The sequence below is a fragment of the Streptomyces sp. HUAS MG91 genome (genome assembly GCF_040529335.1).
Lineage (GTDB): Bacteria > Actinomycetota > Actinomycetes > Streptomycetales > Streptomycetaceae > Streptomyces > Streptomyces tabacisoli.
Window position 1 is genome coordinate 1,267,257 of record NZ_CP159534.1, and the last position, 18,871, is coordinate 1,286,127.

The following is an 18,871-nucleotide window of genomic DNA, read 5'->3' on the forward strand; positions in this document are numbered from 1 at the left end:
CCGTCCGTCCACCCCCGCGTCATGAGATCCGGTCCGCCTGTCAGGACCCGCTGCGCGGCGGCCCGAGCGGCTCCCCGCCGGGCCGGCCGTGTCCCCCGTCCTCGCCCGCGTCCCCGTCCTCCCCCGGCAGCCCCGCCAGCTCCCCTTCGAGCCGTGCCAGCGCGGCCCGGACCCCGGCCGCGTGCCCGTCGTCCGCGGCACCCCCGAGCGTGCCGGCCGCGGCGCGCGCCCGGGTCAGCTGGCCGCGGGCCGCGCCGGGGCGGCCGAGCTTCGCGTAGTCGCCCGCCAGGCTCAGGTGCAGCGACGGGTACAGGGCCCGCAGCGCCGGTGACCGCGGCTCGGCGCAGGAGTCCGCGGCGGTCAACGCCCGTAGATCCCAAGCCAGTTCGTCGGTCGGGTCGCTCTGGGTGCGGGCCAGGTAGTGCGCGAGCGTGCAGCGGTGCAGCGGGTCGCCCTCCTCGCCCAGCTCCGCCCACAGATCGAGGAGCCGGTCTCTCGCCTCCTCGCGGTCTCCGGCGTGGTGCAGCATGACCAGCTGCCCGATCCGGGTGGGCAGCGCGTCGTCCGCCGCCTGCTCGCGCTGCTGTGCCACTGGTGCCTCCAAGCTCGGAAACCGGCTCGCCCACCGGTCACGGCTTCCGACGCTAGCCGCCGCCGACGGCGATCCAGGGCAGGCGCGGCCTCAGCCGAGGTCCGGGATGCGCCAGTCGATCGGCTCGTGGCCCTGGGCCGCCACCGCCTCGTTGATCTGCGTGAAGGGCTGGGAGCCGAAGAACTTCTTCGCGGACAGCGGCGAGGGGTGCGCGCCCTTCACGACGATGTGCCGGTCGGTGTCGATGAGCGGGAGCTTCTTCTGCGCGTAGTTCCCCCACAGCACGAAGACCGCCGGGTCGGGCCGGTCGGCGACGGAGCGGATCACGGCGTCCGTGAACTTCTCCCAGCCCTTGCCCTTGTGCGAGTTGGCCTCGCCCGCCCGCACCGTGAGCACCGCGTTCAGCAGCAGTACGCCCTGCTGGGCCCAGGGCATCAGATAGCCGTTGTCCGGGATCGGGGTGCCCAGCTCGGCCTGCATCTCCTTGTAGATGTTGCGCAGCGAGGGCGGGGTCTTCACCCCGGGGCGCACCGAGAAGCACAGGCCGTGCCCCTGGCCCTCGCCGTGGTACGGGTCCTGGCCGAGGACGAGGACCTTGACCCGGTCGTACGGCGTGGCGTCGAGCGCGGCGAAGACCTGCTCGCGCGGCGGGTAGACGGGACCCTTGGCGCGCTCCTCCTCGACGAACTCGGTGAGCTCCTTGAAGTAGGGCTTCTGGAGTTCCTCGCCGAGGACGCCGCGCCAGGACTCGGGCAGCATCGCGGTGTCGGTCACGTCAACAACCTCCGGGGTACGAGCACTTGCACAGCCGCGCGCACCGTCATGACACGCGCGGCCGCATCGACACCCAAGAACCTACCGGCGGCCACTGACAATCCGGGCCGGCCCCCGCTCACCAGCTCGTCTTGCGCTCCAGCTCCCACATCAACATGATCGTCGACGGGTCGAGGGCCCGCTCACCGCCGGCGATCTCCTCGCTCGCGGCGATGTACTGCTTGCCCTGCCACAGCGGCAGCAGCCGGACGTCCTCGGCCATGATCTGCTGGGCCCGCGCGAACTGGCGCACCACCGCACCGCGGTCGCTCTCCCGGCGGGACTGCGGCAGCAGCTCGTCGGTGATCTCCGGCGAGATGTACGGCGTACTCACCGCGTTCTCCTGGCCCACGAAGGGCGCGATGAAGTTGTCGGCGTCGGGGAAGTCGGGGAACCAGCCGCGCCCGAAGACCGGGTACTCGCCCTTGCGGTAACCGGCTTCGAAGGTGTTCCAGGGTCGGCTCTCCAGCTTCACCTCGAACAGCTTCGACGCCTCCAGCTGCCGCTTCAGCTCCTCGAACTCGGGCTTGGTCGCCGACCCGTACCGGTCCGTGGTGTACCAGAGCGTGAGCGGCACGGGCGTGTGGATGCCCGCCTTGGAGAGGATCTGCGCCGCCTTGGCCGCGCTCGGCTCGCCGTAGTCGTTGAAGAAGTCGGTGGTGTGCCCGACGAGGCCCGCCGGGACCATGGAGTACAGCGGGGTGACGGTGTCCTGGTAGACGGAGTGCGCGATGGCGCCGCGGTCGACGATCTGCGCGACGGCCTGGCGCACCGGCTTCTTCCCCGCCCACGGGTCCTTGGGATTGAAGACCAGGTAGCTGGTCTCCATACCGGCGCCCTCGACGAGCTGGAGCTCCTTCTCGTTCTTCTTGTCCTGGAGCTTCACCGCGTCGGAGGCGGCGAGTCCGCGGAAGGTCGCGTCGATCTTCTTCGCCCGCAGGGCGGCGACCATGTCGGACGAGGACGTGAAGTAGCGGATCGTCACGGCACCGTTCTTGCGGTCCGCGAAGCCCTTGTACGAGTCGTTCTTGACCAGCTCGGCCTTGTCGCCGGGGCTGTAGGACTTGAGCGTGTACGGGCCGGAGCCGGACACCTCCCGGTCCTTGCGCACGGACTTGGCCGGATAGTCGTCGGGGTCGACGATCGACATGGCCGGGGTCGCGAGCACGTACGGGAACGTGGCGTCGGCCTTCTTCAGGTGAAACGTCACATCACGATCGCCGCTGGTCGTGACACGGTCGAGGCTGCCGAGCAGCCCCTCGGGTCCGCCCTTGACCCCGATCGTCCGGATCCGGTCGATGGAGTACTTCACCGCGGCGGCGTCGAGGGCGTCCCCGTCGGAGAACGTCATGTCCTCGCGCAGCCGGCAGTGGTAGGTGCGGTTGCCGGTGCCCTTGAAGGAGCACGCGGCCGCGTCCGCCTTCGGCTGGGCGGCGCCGGACGGGAAGGCGACGAGCGTCTGGTACACGTTGCGGAACAGCTCCCACGAGCCGTCCCAGGACGCGGCGGGATCCAGTGTGCTCGGGGCACTGGTGGTGCCCACCACGATCGGATCCTCGTCCTCGGAGCCGCTGGCGTTCACCACCCCGCATCCGGCCAGCAGGGGTATGAACGTAGTCGCCGCCAACACGCGGGGGGCAAGCAACCGTCTGAACACGCGCACGCTCCTCGATCGGCCATGCCATGGGATCGGCCGACCATATCGCAGTGCCCCACCGGATCAACTACTTGATCAGGTGGGGCACTTGGGCTGCGGGAAGTTTGTCTGGTGACGCCCGCAATCTGACGCGTCAGGCGACGCCCGCGTTGAGGAAGATGCCGCCGTCGACGACGAGCGTCTGCCCCGTGATCCAGTCGGACTGGGCGGAGGTGAGGAACGCGGCGGCGCCGCCGATGTCCTCCGGCACGCCGAGCCTGCCCAGCGGGTAGGCGGCCGCGGCCTCGGCCTCCCGGCCCTCGTACAGGGCCTGGGCGAACTTGGTCTTCACGACCGCCGGGGCGATCGAGTTGACCCGCACCTTCGGCGCGAACTCGTGCGCCAGCTGGAGCGTGAGGTTGACCATGGCGGCCTTGCTCATGCCGTAGGCGCCGATGAACGGCGAGGCCGAGACGCCGGCCACGGAGGCGATGTTGACGATCGCGCCGCCGTTCTCGCTCTGCCACGCCTTCCAGGTCTGCTGGGCGAAGCCGAGCGCCGAGACGACGTTGGTCTCGAAGACCTTCCTGGCGACATTCAGGTCGAGTTCGGCGATCGGGCCGAACACGGGGTTCGTACCGGCGTTGTTGACGAGGAAGTCGACGCGGCCGAACGCCTCCATGGTGCGCTCGACGGCGGCGGCCTGGTGCGCCTCGTCGTGCGCCTTGCCCGCTACGTAGATCGCGCGGTCGGAACCGAGCTTCTCCACGGCCTCCTTGAGCGCGTCCTCACCGCGGCCGGTGATGCAGACGCGGTCGCCGCGCGCGACGAGCGCCTCGGCGATGCCGTAGCCGATGCCCCGGCTGGCGCCGGTGACGAGGGCGACCTTGCCCGAGAGTTCAGCAGTCATGTCCGTTGTCCCCAGCCTTAGTTGAGCGGTCCGCCGGCCACGTACATGACCTGGCCGGAGACGAAGCCGGCCGCCTCGCCGGTGAAGAAGGCGATGGCGTTGGCGATGTCCTCGGGACGGCCCACGCGCTGCACCGGGATCTGGGTGGCGGCGGCCGCCTGGAACTCCTCGAAGCCCATGCCGACGCGGTCGGCGGTGGCCTTGGTCATCTCGGTGACGATGAAGCCGGGGGCGACGGAGTTGGCGGTGACGCCGAACTTGCCGAGTTCCTTGGCGAGGGTCTTGGTGAAGCCCTGGAGACCGGCCTTGGCGGCCGAGTAGTTGACCTGGCCGCGGTTGCCGAGCGCCGAGGAAGACGACAGGTTGACGATACGGCCGAACTTGGCGTCCACCATGTGCTTCTGGACGGCCTTCGACATCAGGAACGCGCCGCGCAGGTGCACGTTCATGACGGTGTCCCAGTCCAGGGCGCTCATCTTGAACAGCAGGTTGTCGCGGAGCACGCCCGCGTTGTTGACCAGGATGGTCGGGGCGCCGAGCTCCTCGGCGATGCGCGCGACGGCGGCCTCGACCTGCGCCTCGTCGGACACGTCGCAGCCCACGGCGAGGGCCTTGCCACCGGCGGCGGTGATCTTCTCGACGGTGTCCTTGCAGGCGGCCTCGTCGAGGTCGATCACGGCGACGGCGCGGCCCTCTTCGGCCAGACGGATCGCGGTGGCGGCGCCGATGCCGCGCGCGGCTCCGGTGACGATCGCTACGCGCTGCTCAGTGGTGGACATGCTCTTCGGTCTCCTCGCCCTAGAGGTCGGCTGCTCGGCTGCGAAATCGCTGAGCAACCGCTTAGTACCCTGTGCGTGTGACGCTAGAAGTCCTGACACCCGGTGTCAACGTACCCACCGGGTGCCCCTGATCACTCAGCGCACCAGAAGGGCGAGCAGCCGCTGCGCCTCGGCGGCCGGATCACTGGTCAGACCGGTGTGCACGGGCCCCGGCTGCACCACGGTGGAGCGCGGTGCGACGAGCCAGCGGTAGCGCCGGCCGGCGTCGTCCGCGCCCGCCTGCCCCGCCGCGGCTCCCCCGGCGCAGTGCCGCTCGACGGCGCCGAGCAGGGCCCGCACGCCCGCCACGTCCGCCTCGGGGTCGAGGGCGAGCAGACGCGCCTCGTCGAGATGGGTGAGCGCGGTGACGTAGGACCGGGCGCGGCAGTAGACGACGACCCCGGCGTTGATCTGCTCACCGCGTTCGACGCGGGGCACCACGCGCAGCAGGGCGTACTCGAAGACGTCACGGGCCTCGCGGGGTTCGTGCTCGCTCACTGACCGGCTCCTTCGTACGTGATCCAGCCCGTGGCCCGGGGCGTGGCCGCGGCGGCGGCCTTCGGCAGCTCGATCCGCTCGTGGATGCCCGGGGCGCGCTCGAGCAGTGTCTCCACGTACGCGCGGCGCACGGCGTCCGGGCTGTCGAACCCGGGCTCGTCGGTGAGCCACACGTCGGGCACGTCGGCGGCGGCCTCGGCGAGCAGGTCCTCGGTGATGCGCGGCGCGAGGTCGGCGGCGGCCGCGGCGAGGTCGGGCCCGAAGGGGGCGAGGGCGTGGTCGGTGGCGTCGTACGGCTTGCCGGCCCAGGCCGGGGCGCCGCGCCAGTTGTGGTGCCAGATCATGCTCGCCCCGTGGTCGATGAGCCACAACTCGCCGTTCCACACGAGCATGTTGGGGTTGCGCCAGGAGCGGTCGACGTTGTTGATGAGCGCGTCGAACCAGATGATCCGGCCCGCCTGGACCGGGTCGACGGCGTACGCGAGCGGGTCGAAGCCGAGCGCGCGCGGCAGGAACCGCATCCCGAGGTTGGTGCCGCCGCTGCCCTTGAGCAGCCCCTGCACCTCCGGGTCGGGTTCGCCGAGGCCGATCACCGGGTCGAGGTCGAGCGCGGCCAGTCCGGGCACCCGGAAGCCGAGCCGGCGCGCGAGCTGCCCGCAGATCACCTCCGCGACGAGCGTCTTGCGGCCCTGTCCCGCGCCGGTGAACTTCATGACGTACGCGCCGAGATCGTCGGCCTCGACGAGCCCCGGCAGCGAGCCGCCCTCGCGCAGGGGTGTGATGTAGCGGGTCGCGGTGACCTCTTTCAGCATGTCCCCGGGTCACCCATCTCTTCAGCCCTGCAATCCACGGTCCGGCACGAAGTGAGCATAGTAACCAAGAGTGATCACCGGCGCCCGGCAGCTCCGTGGCCGGCTCACACCGGTGGCCGCGGATCGTACTGAATGCCTCGCCGCACCTGCCGGGCGCGCTCCGGCGACGACAGCCGGGCGACGAGGTGGAGCGCCATGTCGATGCCGGCCGAGACGCCCGCGGAGGTGATCAGGTCGCCGTCGTCGACGAACCGGTCGTCGGGCCGCACGTCGATGGTCGGGTCGAGTTCCCTCAGCCGGTCCAGGGATCCCCAGTGGGTGGTCGCGGGACGCCCGGCGAGCAGGCCGGCCGCGGCGTAGACCAGCGAGCCGGTGCACACGCTCGTCATCAGCGGAACCGACCGGCGCTGACGCCGCACCCACTCCAGGTGCCGGCCGTCGTCGAGCTGAGGGCGGGTCCCCCGGCCGCCGGGGTGCAGCAGGACGTCCAGCGCCGGCATGTCGTCCATCGAGTGGTGGACTCCGATCGAGAGGCCCTTCGCACAGGTCACGGGGTTGCCGTCGGCGGAGAAGCAGAATGCCTCCCACTGGTCCTCGGGGTGGACCCGGGTCCAGTAGGACAGCACTTCCCAGGGGCCGACCGCGTCCAGTTCCTCGACGTCGGGGAAGAGCAGGATCCCGATCCGCCGCACGTTCTCGTCGCTCATGCGGCGATCCAAGCAGGCTCGGCCCCGGCCTGCCACGATGTTTCGCCGGGCACGTCGTCGAGGCGTCGACTGACCTCAGGGGAAGGCGGTGCTCCTACCCGTCCGCGTGCGCCGCGCCAAGTGCCGTGTCCACGGCGGCCAGATGGCGGGCGACCGGGCCGAAGGAGACGAGACCACTGCCCGCCCCGGCCAACTCGGCTCCGGCGGCGGCGAGTTCGTCCCGGGCGCGGCGCAGGACCGGCAGGTGCCCCACGCTGGCGGCGGCCCGGGCGAGTACGCACCACAGGGCTTCCTGGAGGAGGTCGTGCGGGGGCCGGGGAACCGTCGTGAGCGCCTGCCCGGCCTCTTCGACGGCGCCCGAGGCGGCCAGCAGCAGGGGGTCGAGCCAGGGCCGGTAGGGGCCGGGGTCGAGGTGGGCGAAGTCGCCGGGGTCCGGCAGACCGTCGCCGCGCATGACCGGGACCAGTGCGACGAGGGCGGCGGCTCCCCGGGTCAGGCCGGGCATGCCGCAGTCGGCGGTCTCCGCCATGACGTGCGCGTACCGGGGACGGGCGGCGGGCCAGCCGTCGGTCTCGCTGGTGCGCAGCGCCCGGTACCAGGCGGTGAACACTCCGGCGAGCGGCCGTTCGTTGCGGTGCGCGAGCCGGTCGATCTCCTCGGCCTCGGTGTCCGCCTGCGGGAAGTCGCCGAGGCCGGCGAGCGCTTGCAGGCGGACGATACGGCCGAGTACTTCGTGCCCGGGGAGTTGGTGGTCGACGGCCAGCCGGGTCAGTTCCCCGCCGAGGGCCTCCCGGCGGGAGGCCGATCCGCACTCCGCGTACGCCTGCATGAAGGCGCCGTTGAGGGCGAACGTCAGGAGCGCGGGGTCGCCCAGGTGCCGGGCGATCCGGACGGCCTCCTCGGCGGCGCGTTCGGCGCGCCCGCGCCACGGCTCGGTGGCGGGAGCGTCGGCCGCGCGGGGCAGCGGCGCGTCGGCGGCGGCGTCGCCGCGGGACTCGACCGCCACCACGGACAGCAGCCGGGCGCGCAGCGCGGCCGGGCCGTCGGGGCCGAGGCGGGCGGCGGCGCGGGCGGCGGCCCGGGACAGCTCACCGGCGCCGTCGGGGTCGTCGGCGCGGGTCCACCCGGCCGGGACGTCGTAGGAGCCGATGAGCCGGGCGGCCAGTTCCGGGTCGCCGGTCGTCTCGGCCGCCGCGACGAGGTCCCGCCGGTGCCGGTGGGCCTCCTCCAGGCCGTCGGGGCCGGTCACGGCGAGGTCGCGCAGCAGCCCGGCGGTGGCGTGCAGCCGGGCCCGGGACCGGGCGGGCACCGAGCGGTCCCAGGACGCCGCGACCCGGTCCCAGACGCTGTCGGCCGTGCCGGCCGGTTCGGCGGCGGTGTTCTCCGTACCGCTGAGAATGCGTGCCCTCGTGCGCGCCAGGGCGCCCCCTGGACCGTGGGCGTCGCGGGCCAGGTCCAGCGTCTCCAGGGCCTCGCCGCGCCGCCCGGCCCGGTCGAGTGCGGTGGCCAGCAGCATCCAGCCGTCCTCGCGGCCGGGGTGGGCGGCGACATGGGCCCGCAGATCGGCCACCGCGTCGCGGGCGGCGCCGGTCGCCAGCAGGGCGTCGGCACGCCGCTCGACGGCGTCGAGGCGCAGCGCCTCGAGGCGGGCCCGCTCGGCCGCGGCCCACGCGGCGGCGGGGAAGTCGGCCAGGACCGGGCCCCGCCAGCAGGCGAGCGCAGCGTCCCACAGGGCGACGGCGGCGTGCGGCGCCGCCTCGGCGGCCCGCGCGGCGATGTCCTCGAACCGCCGGGCGTCCACCGTTTCGCGGCCGGCCCGCACGGCGTAGCCGGGGCCGTCGGTGACCAGCAGGCGGGAGGGCTCCCGGGGCGGGCGTCCGGGTTCCAGCGCCCGGCGCAGCGCCGCGACGAAGGTGCGGACCGCGCCGACGGCGCCCGCAGGCGGCTCGTCCTCCCACAGGTCCGCCACCAGCCGGTCGACCGGCACCACTCGGCCCCGGGCGATCAGCAGCCGCCCGAGCACCTCACGGTGGCGGGGCGCGCCGAGCGGAAGGGGCGAGCCGTCGGCGTCCCAGGCGGCCACCGGTCCCAGCAGTCCGAACTCCACGCCCACGGCAGGGTCCCTTCGCGCGCGGCGCCGTCCCGGGCGTGCCACGTGTCCACTCATCGATCGCTGATCCGGCGCCCACAACCTGGGAGACGTCCCCGGACGAGCCGGACCTTCGAGGTCACAGGCCCGGAACGTCCACTCTGCCACGAACCACAGGAGTCACTGTGACAACCCCGAGCATCCCCGGTTTCACCGAGCACCGTGTACGCGTCGACGACGGCGTCACGCTGAACGCCGCCGTCGGCGGTGCGGGGGCCCCGGTCGTCCTGCTGCACGGATTTCCGCAGACCCGTCTGATGTGGCGGCACGTCGCCGCCGATCTCGCCGCCGACCACACCGTCATCTGTCCCGATCTGCGCGGCTACGGCGCCAGCGACAAGCCCGCCGAGACCGGCCCCGACGTCTACGCCAAGCGGACCATGGCCCGTGACGTCGTACGCCTCGCGGCGGAACTGGGCCACGACCGGTTCACGCTGGCCGGTCACGACCGGGGCGCCCTGGTCGCCTTCCGGGCCGCCCTGGACCACCCGGACGCGGTCTCCCGCGCCCTCTTCCTCGACGTGCTGCCGACCCTGGACATGTGGGACGCCCTGCACGGGGTCTCCGCAGCGGTCGGCTTCCACCTCTACCTGATGGCGCAGCCCTCCGGCCTGCCCGAGCCGATGATCCAGGGAGCCGCCGACTCCTTCTTCGGCTACTTCCTCGACGTCTGGACCAAGGACCCGGCCGCGATCCCCGACGACGTCCGCGCCCACTACCTCGCCGCGTCCGCGGCGGCCGTGCCGTCCATCGTCGCCGACTACCGCGCCTCGGCCGGCGCGGACGTGGACCACGACAGCGCCGACAAGGAGGCGGGCAACCGGCTGGCGATGCCGGTGACCGTCCTCCAGCAGGACTGGGGCGCCGCGCTCGGCTACCACGCCCGGGGGCTGTGGAGTGCCTGGGCCGAGGATCTGGAGCACCGCACGGTGTCCTGCGGCCACTTCATGGCCGAGGAGGACCCGCAGCTGATCGCCGACGAGATCCGGGCGCTCGCCGAGCGCTGAGCGGGCCCCGCCGGCTCCGTCAGGGGGCGGCGGGGGAAAGCGCCCGCGCGGGCCGCCCCTGTCCGGGACGGCCCGCGCGGTTCTGTCAGTGTGCCGGGGTCACGATCACGGGAACGACGTGATCTTGGACGGGGTGGTGCTGGTCCCCGAGGTCGGGGCGCCCGTGTTGTTCACGACGTGGGCGTACTGGCCCTTGCCGCCGAGCGAGATGACCTGGATGTCGTGCAGCTTGATGCCCGACTTCACCGGGACCTGGAAGCCGTGCTGCTGCACGATGCTCGGGTCCGAGGTGAAGTTGCAGTAGCTGCCCAGGCCCCACGCCTCATGCGTGTTGACGCTGTCGGCGACCTTGTAGGCCGCGTAGCCGACGATGCCGTCGTGGGTGATGGCGGCGGCGTTGGGCGCGTCGTACGCCTTCTCGTTCTGGAAGAAGATCGTGCGGCCGCGCTCACCGTTCCAGAGCACGTCGTACTTGTTGAAGTGCTCCACGAACAGGCCGGTGGCGAGGACGTCGTCGCCGTTCACGACGAGTCCGTAGTCGGCGCGGTTGGTCTCCCAGCCGACGCCGTCGCCGTGGTCGGCGCGCCAGATCCAGGTGTGGTCGACGATCACGTCGTCGCTGTTGACGACCACGGAGTTGGTGGCGAGGCCGGGGCCCGCGCCGCCGATCCGGATGAACACGTCCTGCATGGAGGTCGGGTTCGCGGCGTGGTCGGCGCTCGCGGTCGCGCCGCCGATCTGGAGCAGCGTGTCGGACTTCTTGGAACCGGCGTCGATCAGGAAGCCGGCCAGCTTGACGCCGTCGACGTCGGCGACGTGCATGGCGTCGACGCCGTTGTCCGGGACGATGGTGGCGAGGCCGAGGCCGAGGACCACCGTGTTGGCGCGGTTGACGTTGATGGTCTGGTCGAGGTGGTAGACGCCGGGCGTGAACAGCAGGTTCAGCCCCTGGGAGAGCGCCTGGTTGATGGTGGCCGCGGTCGCGCCGGGCTTGACCACGTAGAACTGGCTCAGCGGGAGCGAGGTGCCCGCGTTGGCGGGCCAGGACACGCCGCGCGCGTTGGTGCGCTTGGCCGGGACGAACACCTTGTAGTCGTTGCCGTCCAGGTACAGGAACGGCTTCTCGCGGGAGACCGGGGTGTTGTCGAGCGTGGTGTACGGGCCGGTGTCGAAGTTGGTCGCCGGGGCGCCCTGGACACCGCTGAACGTCATGTTCCACACGCCGTTGGTCCAGCCGCCGACCGAGCTGTCGCGGGTGTACCACTGCTGCTGCGAGTACGGGCCGACCGTGCCGTCGATCTTGGAGTCGGCGATGTAGCCGCCCGAAGCCCAGCCGTAGCCGTTCGGCGCGAGGTTGAGGCCGCCGGTGACGTGGATGCGGCGGAACGGCGCGGCCTGGGCGACGGCCCAGCGGTCGGTGCCGTTCACCGGGTTGAGGGACAGGTTCTCGGCGGAGCGCCAGAAGTTCTGCGTGGCGTTGCCGTTGAACCAGCCGGCGTCGACGGTGATGTCACCGTTGATCTTCGTGTCGTCGGGGTTGAGGCCGAGCCCGGAGATCGAGGTGTAGAAGCCGAGTTGGGCGTTGATGTTGTTGTACGTGCCGGGCTTGAGCAGGAACTGGTAGCGCTGCGAGCCGAACTGGTTCGACTCCTGCTGGGCGAAGACCTGGTCGAACTTGCCCTGCAGATTGGCCGTGTTGGGGTCGACGACGATGACGTTCGGGCCGAGGTCGCCGCCGCCCTCGACGGGCGGGGTGGTGGAGCCGGACCCGGTGTGCACCCCGACCTCCCACAGCGAGTAGCCGTAGCCGGTGGCGCGGGTGGTCCCGTAGATCCGCAGATAGCGGCCCGTGCCGCTGACGTCGTAGGAGGTGGTGCCGCCGGTCGCGCCGGTGACGTCCTTCAGGGTCGTCCAGTTCTGGCCGTCGGCGGAGGCCTGGATCTTGAAGGCCTTGGCGTACGCGGCCTCCCAGTTCAGGTCCACCTTGCAGATGCTCTGCGACGAGCCGAGGTCGACCTGGACCCACTGCGGGTCGGACGCGGCGCTGGACCAGCGGGTGGCGGTGTCGCCGTCGAACGCGGCCGAGGCCGGGGTGCCGCCGTTCTCCGTGGAGGACGCGGTCGCCGGGTGGCCCTTGGCGGCGTTCGCGGTGGAGCAGCCGTCGGCCGGCGGGGTGGTGCCGGAGCTGCCGAAGACCTGGAACTCCCAGAGGGAGTAGCCGTATTGCGTGGCGCGGGTGACGCCGGTCATGCGGACGTACCGGCCGGAGCCGGAGACGTCGACGGTGTCGGTGCCGCCGTCGGAGCCGGTGACCGACTTCAGGTCGGACCAGGTGCTCCCGTTGTCGGAGACCTGGATCTTGTAGTCCTTCGCGTACGCGGCTTCCCAGTTGAGGACGACCTTGCTGAGCGTCGCCGACGCGCCGAGGTCGACCTGGAGCCACTGGGAGTCGGTGGCCGCGGACGACCAGCGGGTGCCGTTGTCACCGTCGACGGCGTACGCCGCGGGCGTCCCGCCGTTCTCGGTGGAGGAGGCCGTGGCGGTCTTGCCCTGGGAGAGCGGGGTGTCGGCGGCCGCCGCCGACGGGGCCTGGGCGGGGATGGCCAGCAGCGCCGCCGCCGTGGCGAGCGCGATCCCCAAGGATCTGTGTCTCATGCGTGTCACTCCGTGCGGGGGTGAGGGTGAAACGGCCGCGGGCGGCCTTCACCGAGTGAGCGCACGTCTGGATCGACGGGCGCGGTGGAGCGTGCTCCTACCGTGTCCGGAAGAGTTCAACGGCCAGAGAAATCAACTTAGTTCGCGGTTTGATTTAAGGGTCGAGGCAAGCGTTCGGCAAGACCTCGGCAACGTCTTCTTTTCACAACTCGAACGGACCGATCACCGAACGCGCGGCGACGGGAGCCCGTACGGGCCGCTCACCTGGCCCGACGGCACATCGGCGGAGTCGGCTCTCCCGCGTGCGCCGTCAGGGAATGGACACAACTGCCGTCCGCCGCGCCGAGGGCTCCGGGCTCCATGGCGCCTTTTCGGATGTTTCCCCCGATGGGATGACATGACGGGCCATGGTGCCGCCCGGTAGCCCGGGACGGGGTTAAGAGATCAGCGGGGCGTTGAACACTCCGGGACGACCACACGTACCGGAGTGAGACCCCCACGGACCCGGACCGCAGAGTCGAAAGGAACCGACGGAATGACCGTTTCGCAGGAGTCCGCCCCTACCGATCCCCCTGTCCCCACCGGCCCCACCGCCCTCGGCCCGTGCCGCCGCAGCGTCGTCGCGGCGGTCGGCGCGGCCGGGATCGCCGCGGCGCTCACCGCGTGTGGCTCCGGCGACGGCGGCGGGTCGGGGCCCACGGGCGACGCCTCGGCGGCCGGCGGTGGCGTGCTCGCCAAGACCTCGGACATCCCGGAGGGCGGCGGCAAGATCTTCGCCGATCAGGGAGTCGTGGTGACCCAGCCCAAGAAGGGCGAGTTCAAGGCGTTCACCGCCACCTGTACGCACCAGGGCTGCAAGGTGACGAAGATCGAGGGCGGCACCATCGACTGCCCGTGCCACGGCAGCAAGTTCTCCATCGAGGACGGCAGCGTCAAGCACCCGCCGGCCACCCAGCCGCTGCCCGCGAAACAGATCAAGGTCAGCGGCGACTCGATCAGCCTGGCCTGACCGGACGTCCCGCGGGCGTCAGCGGCGCTTCCACGCGCCGAGCACGTCCTGCGTCGTCGTCACGGTGGCGACCAGGGCGAGCGTGTTGCGGATCATCGCCGGGGTGTAGTCGGAGGGCACCCCGGCGATGGCGTCCCCGGGGACGACGACGTCGTAGCCGAGGTTCACGGCGTCGAAGACCGCGTTCGGTACGGCCACGTTCGCGGAGACCCCGGTGACGACGAGGGTGCGGCAGCCGAGGTTGCGCAGCAGCGGGTCGACGTCCGTGCCCGCGATCGGGGAGAGCCCGTGCAACCGCCGTACGACGAGGTCCTCGTCGGCGACCTCGATGGGCGGGGCGATCCGCACCGCCCTGCTGCCGGTGAGCTGCTGCACGGGCAGGCGTTCGGCGGCGCGGAAGAGGCGGCCGTTGCGGTTCGCGCCGCGCCCGTCGGGGCGGCGCTCCGCGACCGCGTGCAGGACCTGCGTGCCGCTCTCGTGGGCAGCGGCCACGAGCCGTGCGACCCGGACGAGGGCGCCGGACTTCCGTGCCTCGTCGGCCAGTTCGGGCAGGGCACTGTCGGTGCCGACCACGCCCTGCTGACACTCCACGGTGAGCAGTACGGTGTGGGCCGGGGCGAGCAGTTCGACCAGTTTCTCGTGTGTCGGCATGATTCTCCCTGCCCGTCGTCGGTCTGTCCGTGCGCCGTGCCGGTGCCGTGGGGGGCTGCTGGAGAGTAGCCACCATTGCGCCCGGAGGGAAGAGCCTCCATGCTGCCTTTCTGACGCATCGTCAGTACTTGGCGGTGATCTCGCAGTGATCTCGTGGAGGAGCAGCCATGACCGTCGCCCAGCGCAGGGGCCGCAGAATCATGATGAGTCCCGACGAGCGGGACGCCTTTCTCGCGGCGCAGCGCACCTGCCGGGTGGCCACGGTGTCGGCCGACGGCACCCCGCACGTCAGCCCGCTGTGGTTCCTGTGGGACGGCACGTCGCTGTGGCTGTACTCCCTTTCGCGCAGCCGCCGTTGGTCCGATCTGCGGGCGGACGCGCGGGTGGCCGTGGTGGTCGACGCGGGCGAGGACTACGGCGAGCTGCGCGGTGTCGAGCTGTCCGGCCGTGTCGAGTTCGTCGGCGAGTCCCCGCGGACGGGCGAGCCGTGCCCCGAACTCGATGCTCCGGAGCGGCAGTTCGCCGAGAAGAACTTCGGCCTGCCCACCATGGTGTACGACGGACGGCACGCCTGGGCCCGGCTGACCCCGGACAAGATCACCTCGTGGGACTTCCGGAAACTGGCCGACCTGTAGCAGCCACCAGCAGCTAGGGGCGGCAGGTGGGCGCGGCGGCACATCAGCGCTGGGCAAGCGCCTCGAAAGACCCGAGCCCCGGCCCCGCTCGTCCGCCACCCGACGGCACCGCTCACGCGTACGTCCGCCCACCCCCCGGCCGAACGGCCGCGGCCACCACCTCCGCGACCCCGGCGATCTCGTCCACTCCTACCCGGGACACGGTGATCCGCACGCCGGGCCCGGCCCCGATCCGGAACCGCGCCCCCGGCGCCACCGCCCACCCGGCGTGCAGCAGCCGCGCCACCGCCCCGGTCTCGTCCGGCACCGGCACCCACACGTTCATCCCGCTGCGCCCGTACGCCACGACCCCCCGCTCGCCGAGCGCCGCGATCAGCGCGTCGCGCCGCTCCCCGTACGACGCGGCGACGGCCCGCGCGTCGACGGCCCCGCTCGCCCACAGCCCGGCGACGGCGCGCTGGGTGATCCGGCTGACCCAGCCGGGTCCGAGCCGCTGCCGCCCCCGCACCCGGTCGACCGTTCCGGCGTCCCCGGTCAGGACGGCGAGCCGCAGATCGGGCCCGTACGCCTTGGCCACCGAGCGCACGAACGCCCAGCGCCGGGTGACCCCGGCCAGTGGGTGCAGCGGCAGATCGACGATGCCGTGCCCGTGATCGTCCTCGACGAGCAGCACGTCCTCGTGTGCGGCGAGGACCGCGCGCAGCGCCACCGCCCGCTCCGCGCTCACGGCCGCCCCGGTCGGATTCTGCGCCCGGCAGGTCACGACGACGGCCCGGGCCCCTTCCCGCAGCGCCCGCTCCACGTCGTCCGGCAGCGGCCCGTCGTCGTCGACGCCGACCGGCACGACCCGCAGCCCCAGCGCGGGCACGAGATCGAGCATGCTGCCCCACCCCGGGTCCTCGACGGCGACGGCGTCCCCGGCCCTCAGGTGCACGGCGAGGACGCGCTCGATGGCGTCGAGCGACCCGGACGTCACGGCGACGGGACCGTCGGGCACTCCGTCCGCGTCGAGCGCCGCGCGGGCCCGCCGCACCAGCTCGGGCTCCAGCGAGTCGCTGCCGTACAGCACGGGTTCGGCGTCACCGACGGCAGCGGCGGCGGCGAACGCGTCCGCCAGCCTCGGCAGCAGCGCGACATCCGGGTTCCCGTCGGAGACGTCCCGGACCCCCGCCGGCACCTCCACCCGGATGTGCTCGCGGGCGGTGATGGCGGGCTTCGGCCGCACCCGGCTGCCGCGCCGCCCGGCCGTCTCGATGACCCCGCGCTCGCGCAGGGTCCGGTACGCGGCCGCGACCGTATTGGGGTTCACCCCGAGCCGCTCGGCCAACTCCCGCATCGGCGGGAGCAGTTGCCCCGGTTCCAGGCCGCCGTCGGCCACCGCCTGCTCCACGCTCGCGGAAATCTCTGCTGCGCGGCGCCCTCTGATCGGATACTCTCCTAGCACAAAGAGTAGTTTGCACTAGTGCAATGGAGTCCGCAACATGAGCACGGCCGCCGAGCAGCAGTCGACGTCCCAGCCCGACGCCTACACCCCCACGGACCGCACCGTTCCCACCCGGTCCAAGGAACGCGCCTCCTACGACCGCGCCCTCGTGCACGCGATACTCGACGAGGCCTACGTGTGCCATCTCGGCTTCGTCCGCGACGGCGCCCCGGTGGTGCTGCCCACCCTCTACGGCCGGGTCGGCGACCGTCTCTACGTCCACGGCTCGACCGGTTCGCGTCCGCTGCGGATGGCCGGACAGCAGGACCCGGGGCTCGCGGTCTGCCTGACGGTGACGCACGTCGACGGACTGGTCCTGGCCCGCTCGGCCTTCCACCACTCCATCAACTACCGCTCGGTGGTGATCCACGGCACGGCGCACCAGGTCACGGACGCGGACGAGAAGCGGCGCGCGCTCGACGCCCTCGTCGACCACGTCGTACCGGGCCGGGCCGCCGACTCCCGCCCGGCCAACGCAAAGGAGCTCGCCGCGACCGCCGTGCTCAGCCTCGACCTGGCGGAGGTCTCGGCGAAGCTGCGCACCGGCGGCCCGAACGACGAGCCGGAGGACATGGACCTGCCGCACTGGTCGGGCGTGGTCCCGCTCCAGAAGGGATACGGCCCCCTGGTCCCGTCGGCCGACCTCGCCGCCGGCATCGACGTCCCGGACTACCTCCGGGAGCTGTGATGCTGATCCACCCCTGGGACGCGGCCCGCACCGACACCGAGTGGCAGCAGTGGCTGGCCGCCCACGACTTCGGACAGCTCGCGGTCAACGGCCCGGCGGGCGAGCCCCCGTTCGTCCAGCCGATGCACTTCGCGTACGAGGCCGGGGCGGGCGAGCACGGTGAGGTGCTCGCCCACCTGGCCCGCCCGAACCCGATGTGGCCCGCCCTGGAGGCGCGTCCCGAGGTGCTGCTGAGCGTCGTCGACGACTACGCCTTCGTGCGGGGGCCGTGGCAGGCGCTGCCGGGCGCCCCGCCCGAGCACGGCACGCCGACCAGCGTCTACACGGCCGTCCAGCTCCGCTGCACCGCGCACATCGTGGACGATCCCGAGGAGAAGGCCGCGCTCCTCAACCGCCAGATGGGCCGCTTCCAGCCACCGGGCATGTCGGCCGCCGCGGCCGTCGGAGAGGAGCCGTACGGGCGGCAGCTCTCCGGGATCCGGGGGCTCAGGCTCGATGTCACCGGCGTACGCGCCAAGTTCAAGTACGCGGGCCACAAGCCCGAGGAGGTCCAGGACCGGATCGCCCGGGGGCTCGCCGAGCGCGGCGAGCCCCGTGACGCCGCCGCGCTCGCCGCGCAGCGACGGCGGCGCCAGGAGGGCCGGCCGGGCGGCTCAGCGGGCTGACCGGGCCTCCGCGACGGCGAGCCCCGCCACCGCGACCAGCATCAGCCCGGTGCCCGTCACGGTGGCCGGGGTCAGCTCCTCGCCCAGCAGCGTCACGGCGATGACCGCCGCGCCCACCGGTTCGAGCAGCATGATCACGGACACGGTGGCGGAGCGCACGACGGCCGCGCCCGCGAAGTACAGGCCGTAGGCGAGCGCGGTGGGCACCGAGGTCACGTACACCAACAGCGCGACCACGGTGAAGAGATGGTCGGTGTGCGGGACGAACCCGTCGGCGGCGCCGAACGGCAGCAGCACGACCGTGGCGACGGCGAAGGTCCCCGCCGTCGTCCCGAGCCCGTCGCCGCCCCGTCCGTCACGGCCGAACCAGCGGGTGAGCAGCGTCATCACGGCGTAGCCGGCCGCCGACAGCAGCGCCCACAGCACGCCCGCGGGCCGTACGGTCGCGCCTCCGCCGCCCAGCACGAGCACGGCGAGCCCGCCGAGCGCACCGGCGACGGCGAGCAGCCCGCCCCCGCCGAGCCGCTCCCCCATCGTGACCCGCGCGCCCACCGCGATCAGGACGGGCCCGGCGCCGAGCGTGACGACGGTGCCGACCGCGAGCCCGGTCGCCTCCACGGCGGCGAAGTAGGCGGTCTGGAAGACGGCGAGCGAGAGCCCGAGCACACCGAGCCGGACGGCCGCCCGCCCCCTCGGCCCGCGCGCCTCGGCCCGCGGCGCGGGGCCGCGCAGCAGCCGCGCGACGAGCAGCAGCAGAAACCCTCCGGCGCACCGCCAGAACGACAGGGCGCCGGCCCCCAGGTCACTCACCCGGAACATCAGCGAGGCGGCCGCACCCGCGGTGCCCCAGGCGATACCGGCGACGATCAGATACATCAGGCCGCGGGCGACCGGCAGTGGGCCGGTCACGGGCAGCGCGGAAACAGCGGGCACGGCGGAGCCGGCCGGGACAGCGTTCGACACGTGGTTCTCCACGAAGGCGGGCCCCGGGAACGTCACGGGGCCGAAGGACACGGACCGTCGTCGGCGGACAGCCGTGCCCCCGTAGGAACCACCCGGGAAGAACACCGGCCGCCCGCACCGGGACCCGACGGACCGCCCCGACGGCGATCACACGCGTACGCGCGCCCTCAGGGACAGGAC

18 protein-coding genes are annotated in these 18,871 nt (G+C 72.5%); 5 read left to right on the top strand and 13 right to left on the bottom strand.

Going from position 1 to position 18,871, the window contains the following annotated elements:
* Nucleotides 1–40: 40 nt before the first annotated feature.
* The 9 genes from ABII15_RS05870 to ABII15_RS05910 all read right to left on the bottom strand — a co-directional run bounded on the left by ABII15_RS05870 (nucleotide 41) and on the right by ABII15_RS05910 (nucleotide 8,899).
* Complete coding sequence (locus ABII15_RS05870) at nucleotides 41–592, bottom strand: hypothetical protein (RefSeq protein WP_353941204.1); 552 nt, start codon at nucleotides 590–592, stop codon at nucleotides 41–43.
* Between the two features lie 90 nt (nucleotides 593–682).
* Nucleotides 683–1,366 (bottom strand): uracil-DNA glycosylase, encoded by a 684-nt coding sequence (locus ABII15_RS05875; protein ID WP_353941205.1) that lies wholly within the window; start codon nucleotides 1,364–1,366, stop codon nucleotides 683–685.
* A gap of 118 nt (nucleotides 1,367–1,484) precedes the next feature.
* Nucleotides 1,485–3,062, bottom strand: a complete 1,578-nt coding sequence (locus ABII15_RS05880) for an ABC transporter substrate-binding protein (protein WP_353941206.1) — start codon at nucleotides 3,060–3,062, stop codon at nucleotides 1,485–1,487.
* 133 nt (nucleotides 3,063–3,195) lie between these two features.
* Entirely contained in the window at nucleotides 3,196–3,951 is a 756-nt protein-coding gene (locus ABII15_RS05885; RefSeq protein WP_353941207.1) for an SDR family oxidoreductase, read from the bottom strand.
* A gap of 17 nt (nucleotides 3,952–3,968) precedes the next feature.
* Nucleotides 3,969–4,730 (bottom strand): 3-oxoacyl-ACP reductase FabG, encoded by a 762-nt coding sequence (gene fabG, locus ABII15_RS05890; protein WP_353941208.1) that lies wholly within the window; start codon nucleotides 4,728–4,730, stop codon nucleotides 3,969–3,971.
* Between the two features lie 135 nt (nucleotides 4,731–4,865).
* Entirely contained in the window at nucleotides 4,866–5,267 is a 402-nt protein-coding gene (locus ABII15_RS05895; RefSeq protein WP_353941209.1) for a DUF3037 domain-containing protein, read from the bottom strand.
* Complete coding sequence (locus ABII15_RS05900; protein WP_353941210.1) at nucleotides 5,264–6,079, bottom strand: HipA family kinase; 816 nt, start codon at nucleotides 6,077–6,079, stop codon at nucleotides 5,264–5,266. Before ABII15_RS05900 ends, ABII15_RS05895 begins: the two co-directional genes overlap by 4 nt.
* A gap of 104 nt (nucleotides 6,080–6,183) precedes the next feature.
* Entirely contained in the window at nucleotides 6,184–6,786 is a 603-nt protein-coding gene (locus ABII15_RS05905) for a DJ-1/PfpI family protein (RefSeq protein ID WP_353941211.1), read from the bottom strand.
* A 94-nt stretch (nucleotides 6,787–6,880) separates the two neighbouring features.
* The gene (locus ABII15_RS05910; protein ID WP_353941212.1) at nucleotides 6,881–8,899 is read right to left on the bottom strand and encodes a BTAD domain-containing putative transcriptional regulator; all 2,019 of its coding nucleotides are present in this window, start codon (nucleotides 8,897–8,899) and stop codon (nucleotides 6,881–6,883) included.
* Nucleotides 8,900–9,060: 161 nt separating this feature from the next.
* Between ABII15_RS05910 and ABII15_RS05915 the strand changes: the two genes are divergently transcribed.
* Complete coding sequence (locus ABII15_RS05915; RefSeq protein WP_353941213.1) at nucleotides 9,061–9,942, top strand: alpha/beta hydrolase; 882 nt, start codon at nucleotides 9,061–9,063, stop codon at nucleotides 9,940–9,942.
* A gap of 105 nt (nucleotides 9,943–10,047) precedes the next feature.
* Here ABII15_RS05915 and ABII15_RS05920 read toward each other — a convergent pair whose 3' ends face one another.
* Nucleotides 10,048–12,597, bottom strand: coding sequence for a discoidin domain-containing protein (locus ABII15_RS05920; protein ID WP_353941214.1), 2,550 nt, complete (start codon nucleotides 12,595–12,597; stop codon nucleotides 10,048–10,050).
* A 535-nt stretch (nucleotides 12,598–13,132) separates the two neighbouring features.
* Between ABII15_RS05920 and ABII15_RS05925 the strand changes: the two genes are divergently transcribed.
* Complete coding sequence (locus tag ABII15_RS05925) at nucleotides 13,133–13,606, top strand: Rieske (2Fe-2S) protein (protein WP_353941215.1); 474 nt, start codon at nucleotides 13,133–13,135, stop codon at nucleotides 13,604–13,606.
* 18 nt (nucleotides 13,607–13,624) lie between these two features.
* On the opposite strand, the gene ABII15_RS05930 is transcribed toward ABII15_RS05925, so the two are convergent.
* Nucleotides 13,625–14,257, bottom strand: a complete 633-nt coding sequence (locus ABII15_RS05930) for a cysteine hydrolase (protein WP_353941216.1) — start codon at nucleotides 14,255–14,257, stop codon at nucleotides 13,625–13,627.
* A gap of 167 nt (nucleotides 14,258–14,424) precedes the next feature.
* Here ABII15_RS05930 and ABII15_RS05935 point away from each other — a divergent pair, with 167 nt between their 5' ends.
* Nucleotides 14,425–14,892 carry a pyridoxamine 5'-phosphate oxidase family protein gene (locus ABII15_RS05935; protein ID WP_353941217.1) on the top strand — a complete coding sequence of 156 codons (468 nt, stop codon included), beginning with the start codon at nucleotides 14,425–14,427 and terminating at the stop codon, nucleotides 14,890–14,892.
* 112 nt (nucleotides 14,893–15,004) lie between these two features.
* On the opposite strand, the gene ABII15_RS05940 is transcribed toward ABII15_RS05935, so the two are convergent.
* Nucleotides 15,005–16,336, bottom strand: a complete 1,332-nt coding sequence (locus ABII15_RS05940; protein ID WP_353941218.1) for an aminotransferase class I/II-fold pyridoxal phosphate-dependent enzyme — start codon at nucleotides 16,334–16,336, stop codon at nucleotides 15,005–15,007.
* A 37-nt stretch (nucleotides 16,337–16,373) separates the two neighbouring features.
* Between ABII15_RS05940 and ABII15_RS05945 the strand changes: the two genes are divergently transcribed.
* Nucleotides 16,374–17,063, top strand: coding sequence for a pyridoxamine 5'-phosphate oxidase family protein (locus ABII15_RS05945; RefSeq protein WP_353941219.1), 690 nt, complete (start codon nucleotides 16,374–16,376; stop codon nucleotides 17,061–17,063).
* On the top strand, nucleotides 17,063–17,728 hold the full coding sequence (locus tag ABII15_RS05950; protein ID WP_353941220.1) for an FMN-binding negative transcriptional regulator: 666 nt from the start codon (nucleotides 17,063–17,065) through the stop codon (nucleotides 17,726–17,728). The genes ABII15_RS05945 and ABII15_RS05950 overlap by 1 nt, the downstream gene beginning before the upstream one ends.
* Here ABII15_RS05950 and ABII15_RS05955 read toward each other — a convergent pair.
* Nucleotides 17,717–18,604, bottom strand: a complete 888-nt coding sequence (locus ABII15_RS05955) for an EamA family transporter (RefSeq protein ID WP_353946972.1) — start codon at nucleotides 18,602–18,604, stop codon at nucleotides 17,717–17,719. The two genes, ABII15_RS05950 and ABII15_RS05955, sit on opposite strands and share 12 nt — an antisense overlap.
* Nucleotides 18,605–18,871 lie beyond the last annotated feature (267 nt).

What these genes read in the sequence shown, in the direction of transcription:
- ABII15_RS05885 (WP_353941207.1), bottom strand. Translation starts at nt 3,951, where the DNA reads ATGACTGCTGAACTCTCGGGCAAGGTCGCCCTCGTCACCGGCGCCAGC.
- fabG (WP_353941208.1), bottom strand. Translation starts at nt 4,730, where the DNA reads ATGTCCACCACTGAGCAGCGCGTAGCGATCGTCACCGGAGCCGCGCGC.
- ABII15_RS05900 (WP_353941210.1), bottom strand. Translation starts at nt 6,079, where the DNA reads ATGCTGAAAGAGGTCACCGCGACCCGCTACATCACACCCCTGCGCGAG.
- ABII15_RS05905 (WP_353941211.1), bottom strand. Translation starts at nt 6,786, where the DNA reads ATGAGCGACGAGAACGTGCGGCGGATCGGGATCCTGCTCTTCCCCGAC.
- ABII15_RS05920 (WP_353941214.1), bottom strand. Translation starts at nt 12,597, where the DNA reads ATGAGACACAGATCCTTGGGGATCGCGCTCGCCACGGCGGCGGCGCTG.
- ABII15_RS05925 (WP_353941215.1), top strand. Translation starts at nt 13,133, where the DNA reads ATGACCGTTTCGCAGGAGTCCGCCCCTACCGATCCCCCTGTCCCCACC.
- ABII15_RS05930 (WP_353941216.1), bottom strand. Translation starts at nt 14,257, where the DNA reads ATGCCGACACACGAGAAACTGGTCGAACTGCTCGCCCCGGCCCACACC.
- ABII15_RS05935 (WP_353941217.1), top strand. Translation starts at nt 14,425, where the DNA reads ATGACCGTCGCCCAGCGCAGGGGCCGCAGAATCATGATGAGTCCCGAC.
- ABII15_RS05945 (WP_353941219.1), top strand. Translation starts at nt 16,374, where the DNA reads ATGAGCACGGCCGCCGAGCAGCAGTCGACGTCCCAGCCCGACGCCTAC.
- ABII15_RS05950 (WP_353941220.1), top strand. Translation starts at nt 17,063, where the DNA reads ATGCTGATCCACCCCTGGGACGCGGCCCGCACCGACACCGAGTGGCAG.
- ABII15_RS05955 (WP_353946972.1), bottom strand. Translation starts at nt 18,604, where the DNA reads ATGTATCTGATCGTCGCCGGTATCGCCTGGGGCACCGCGGGTGCGGCC.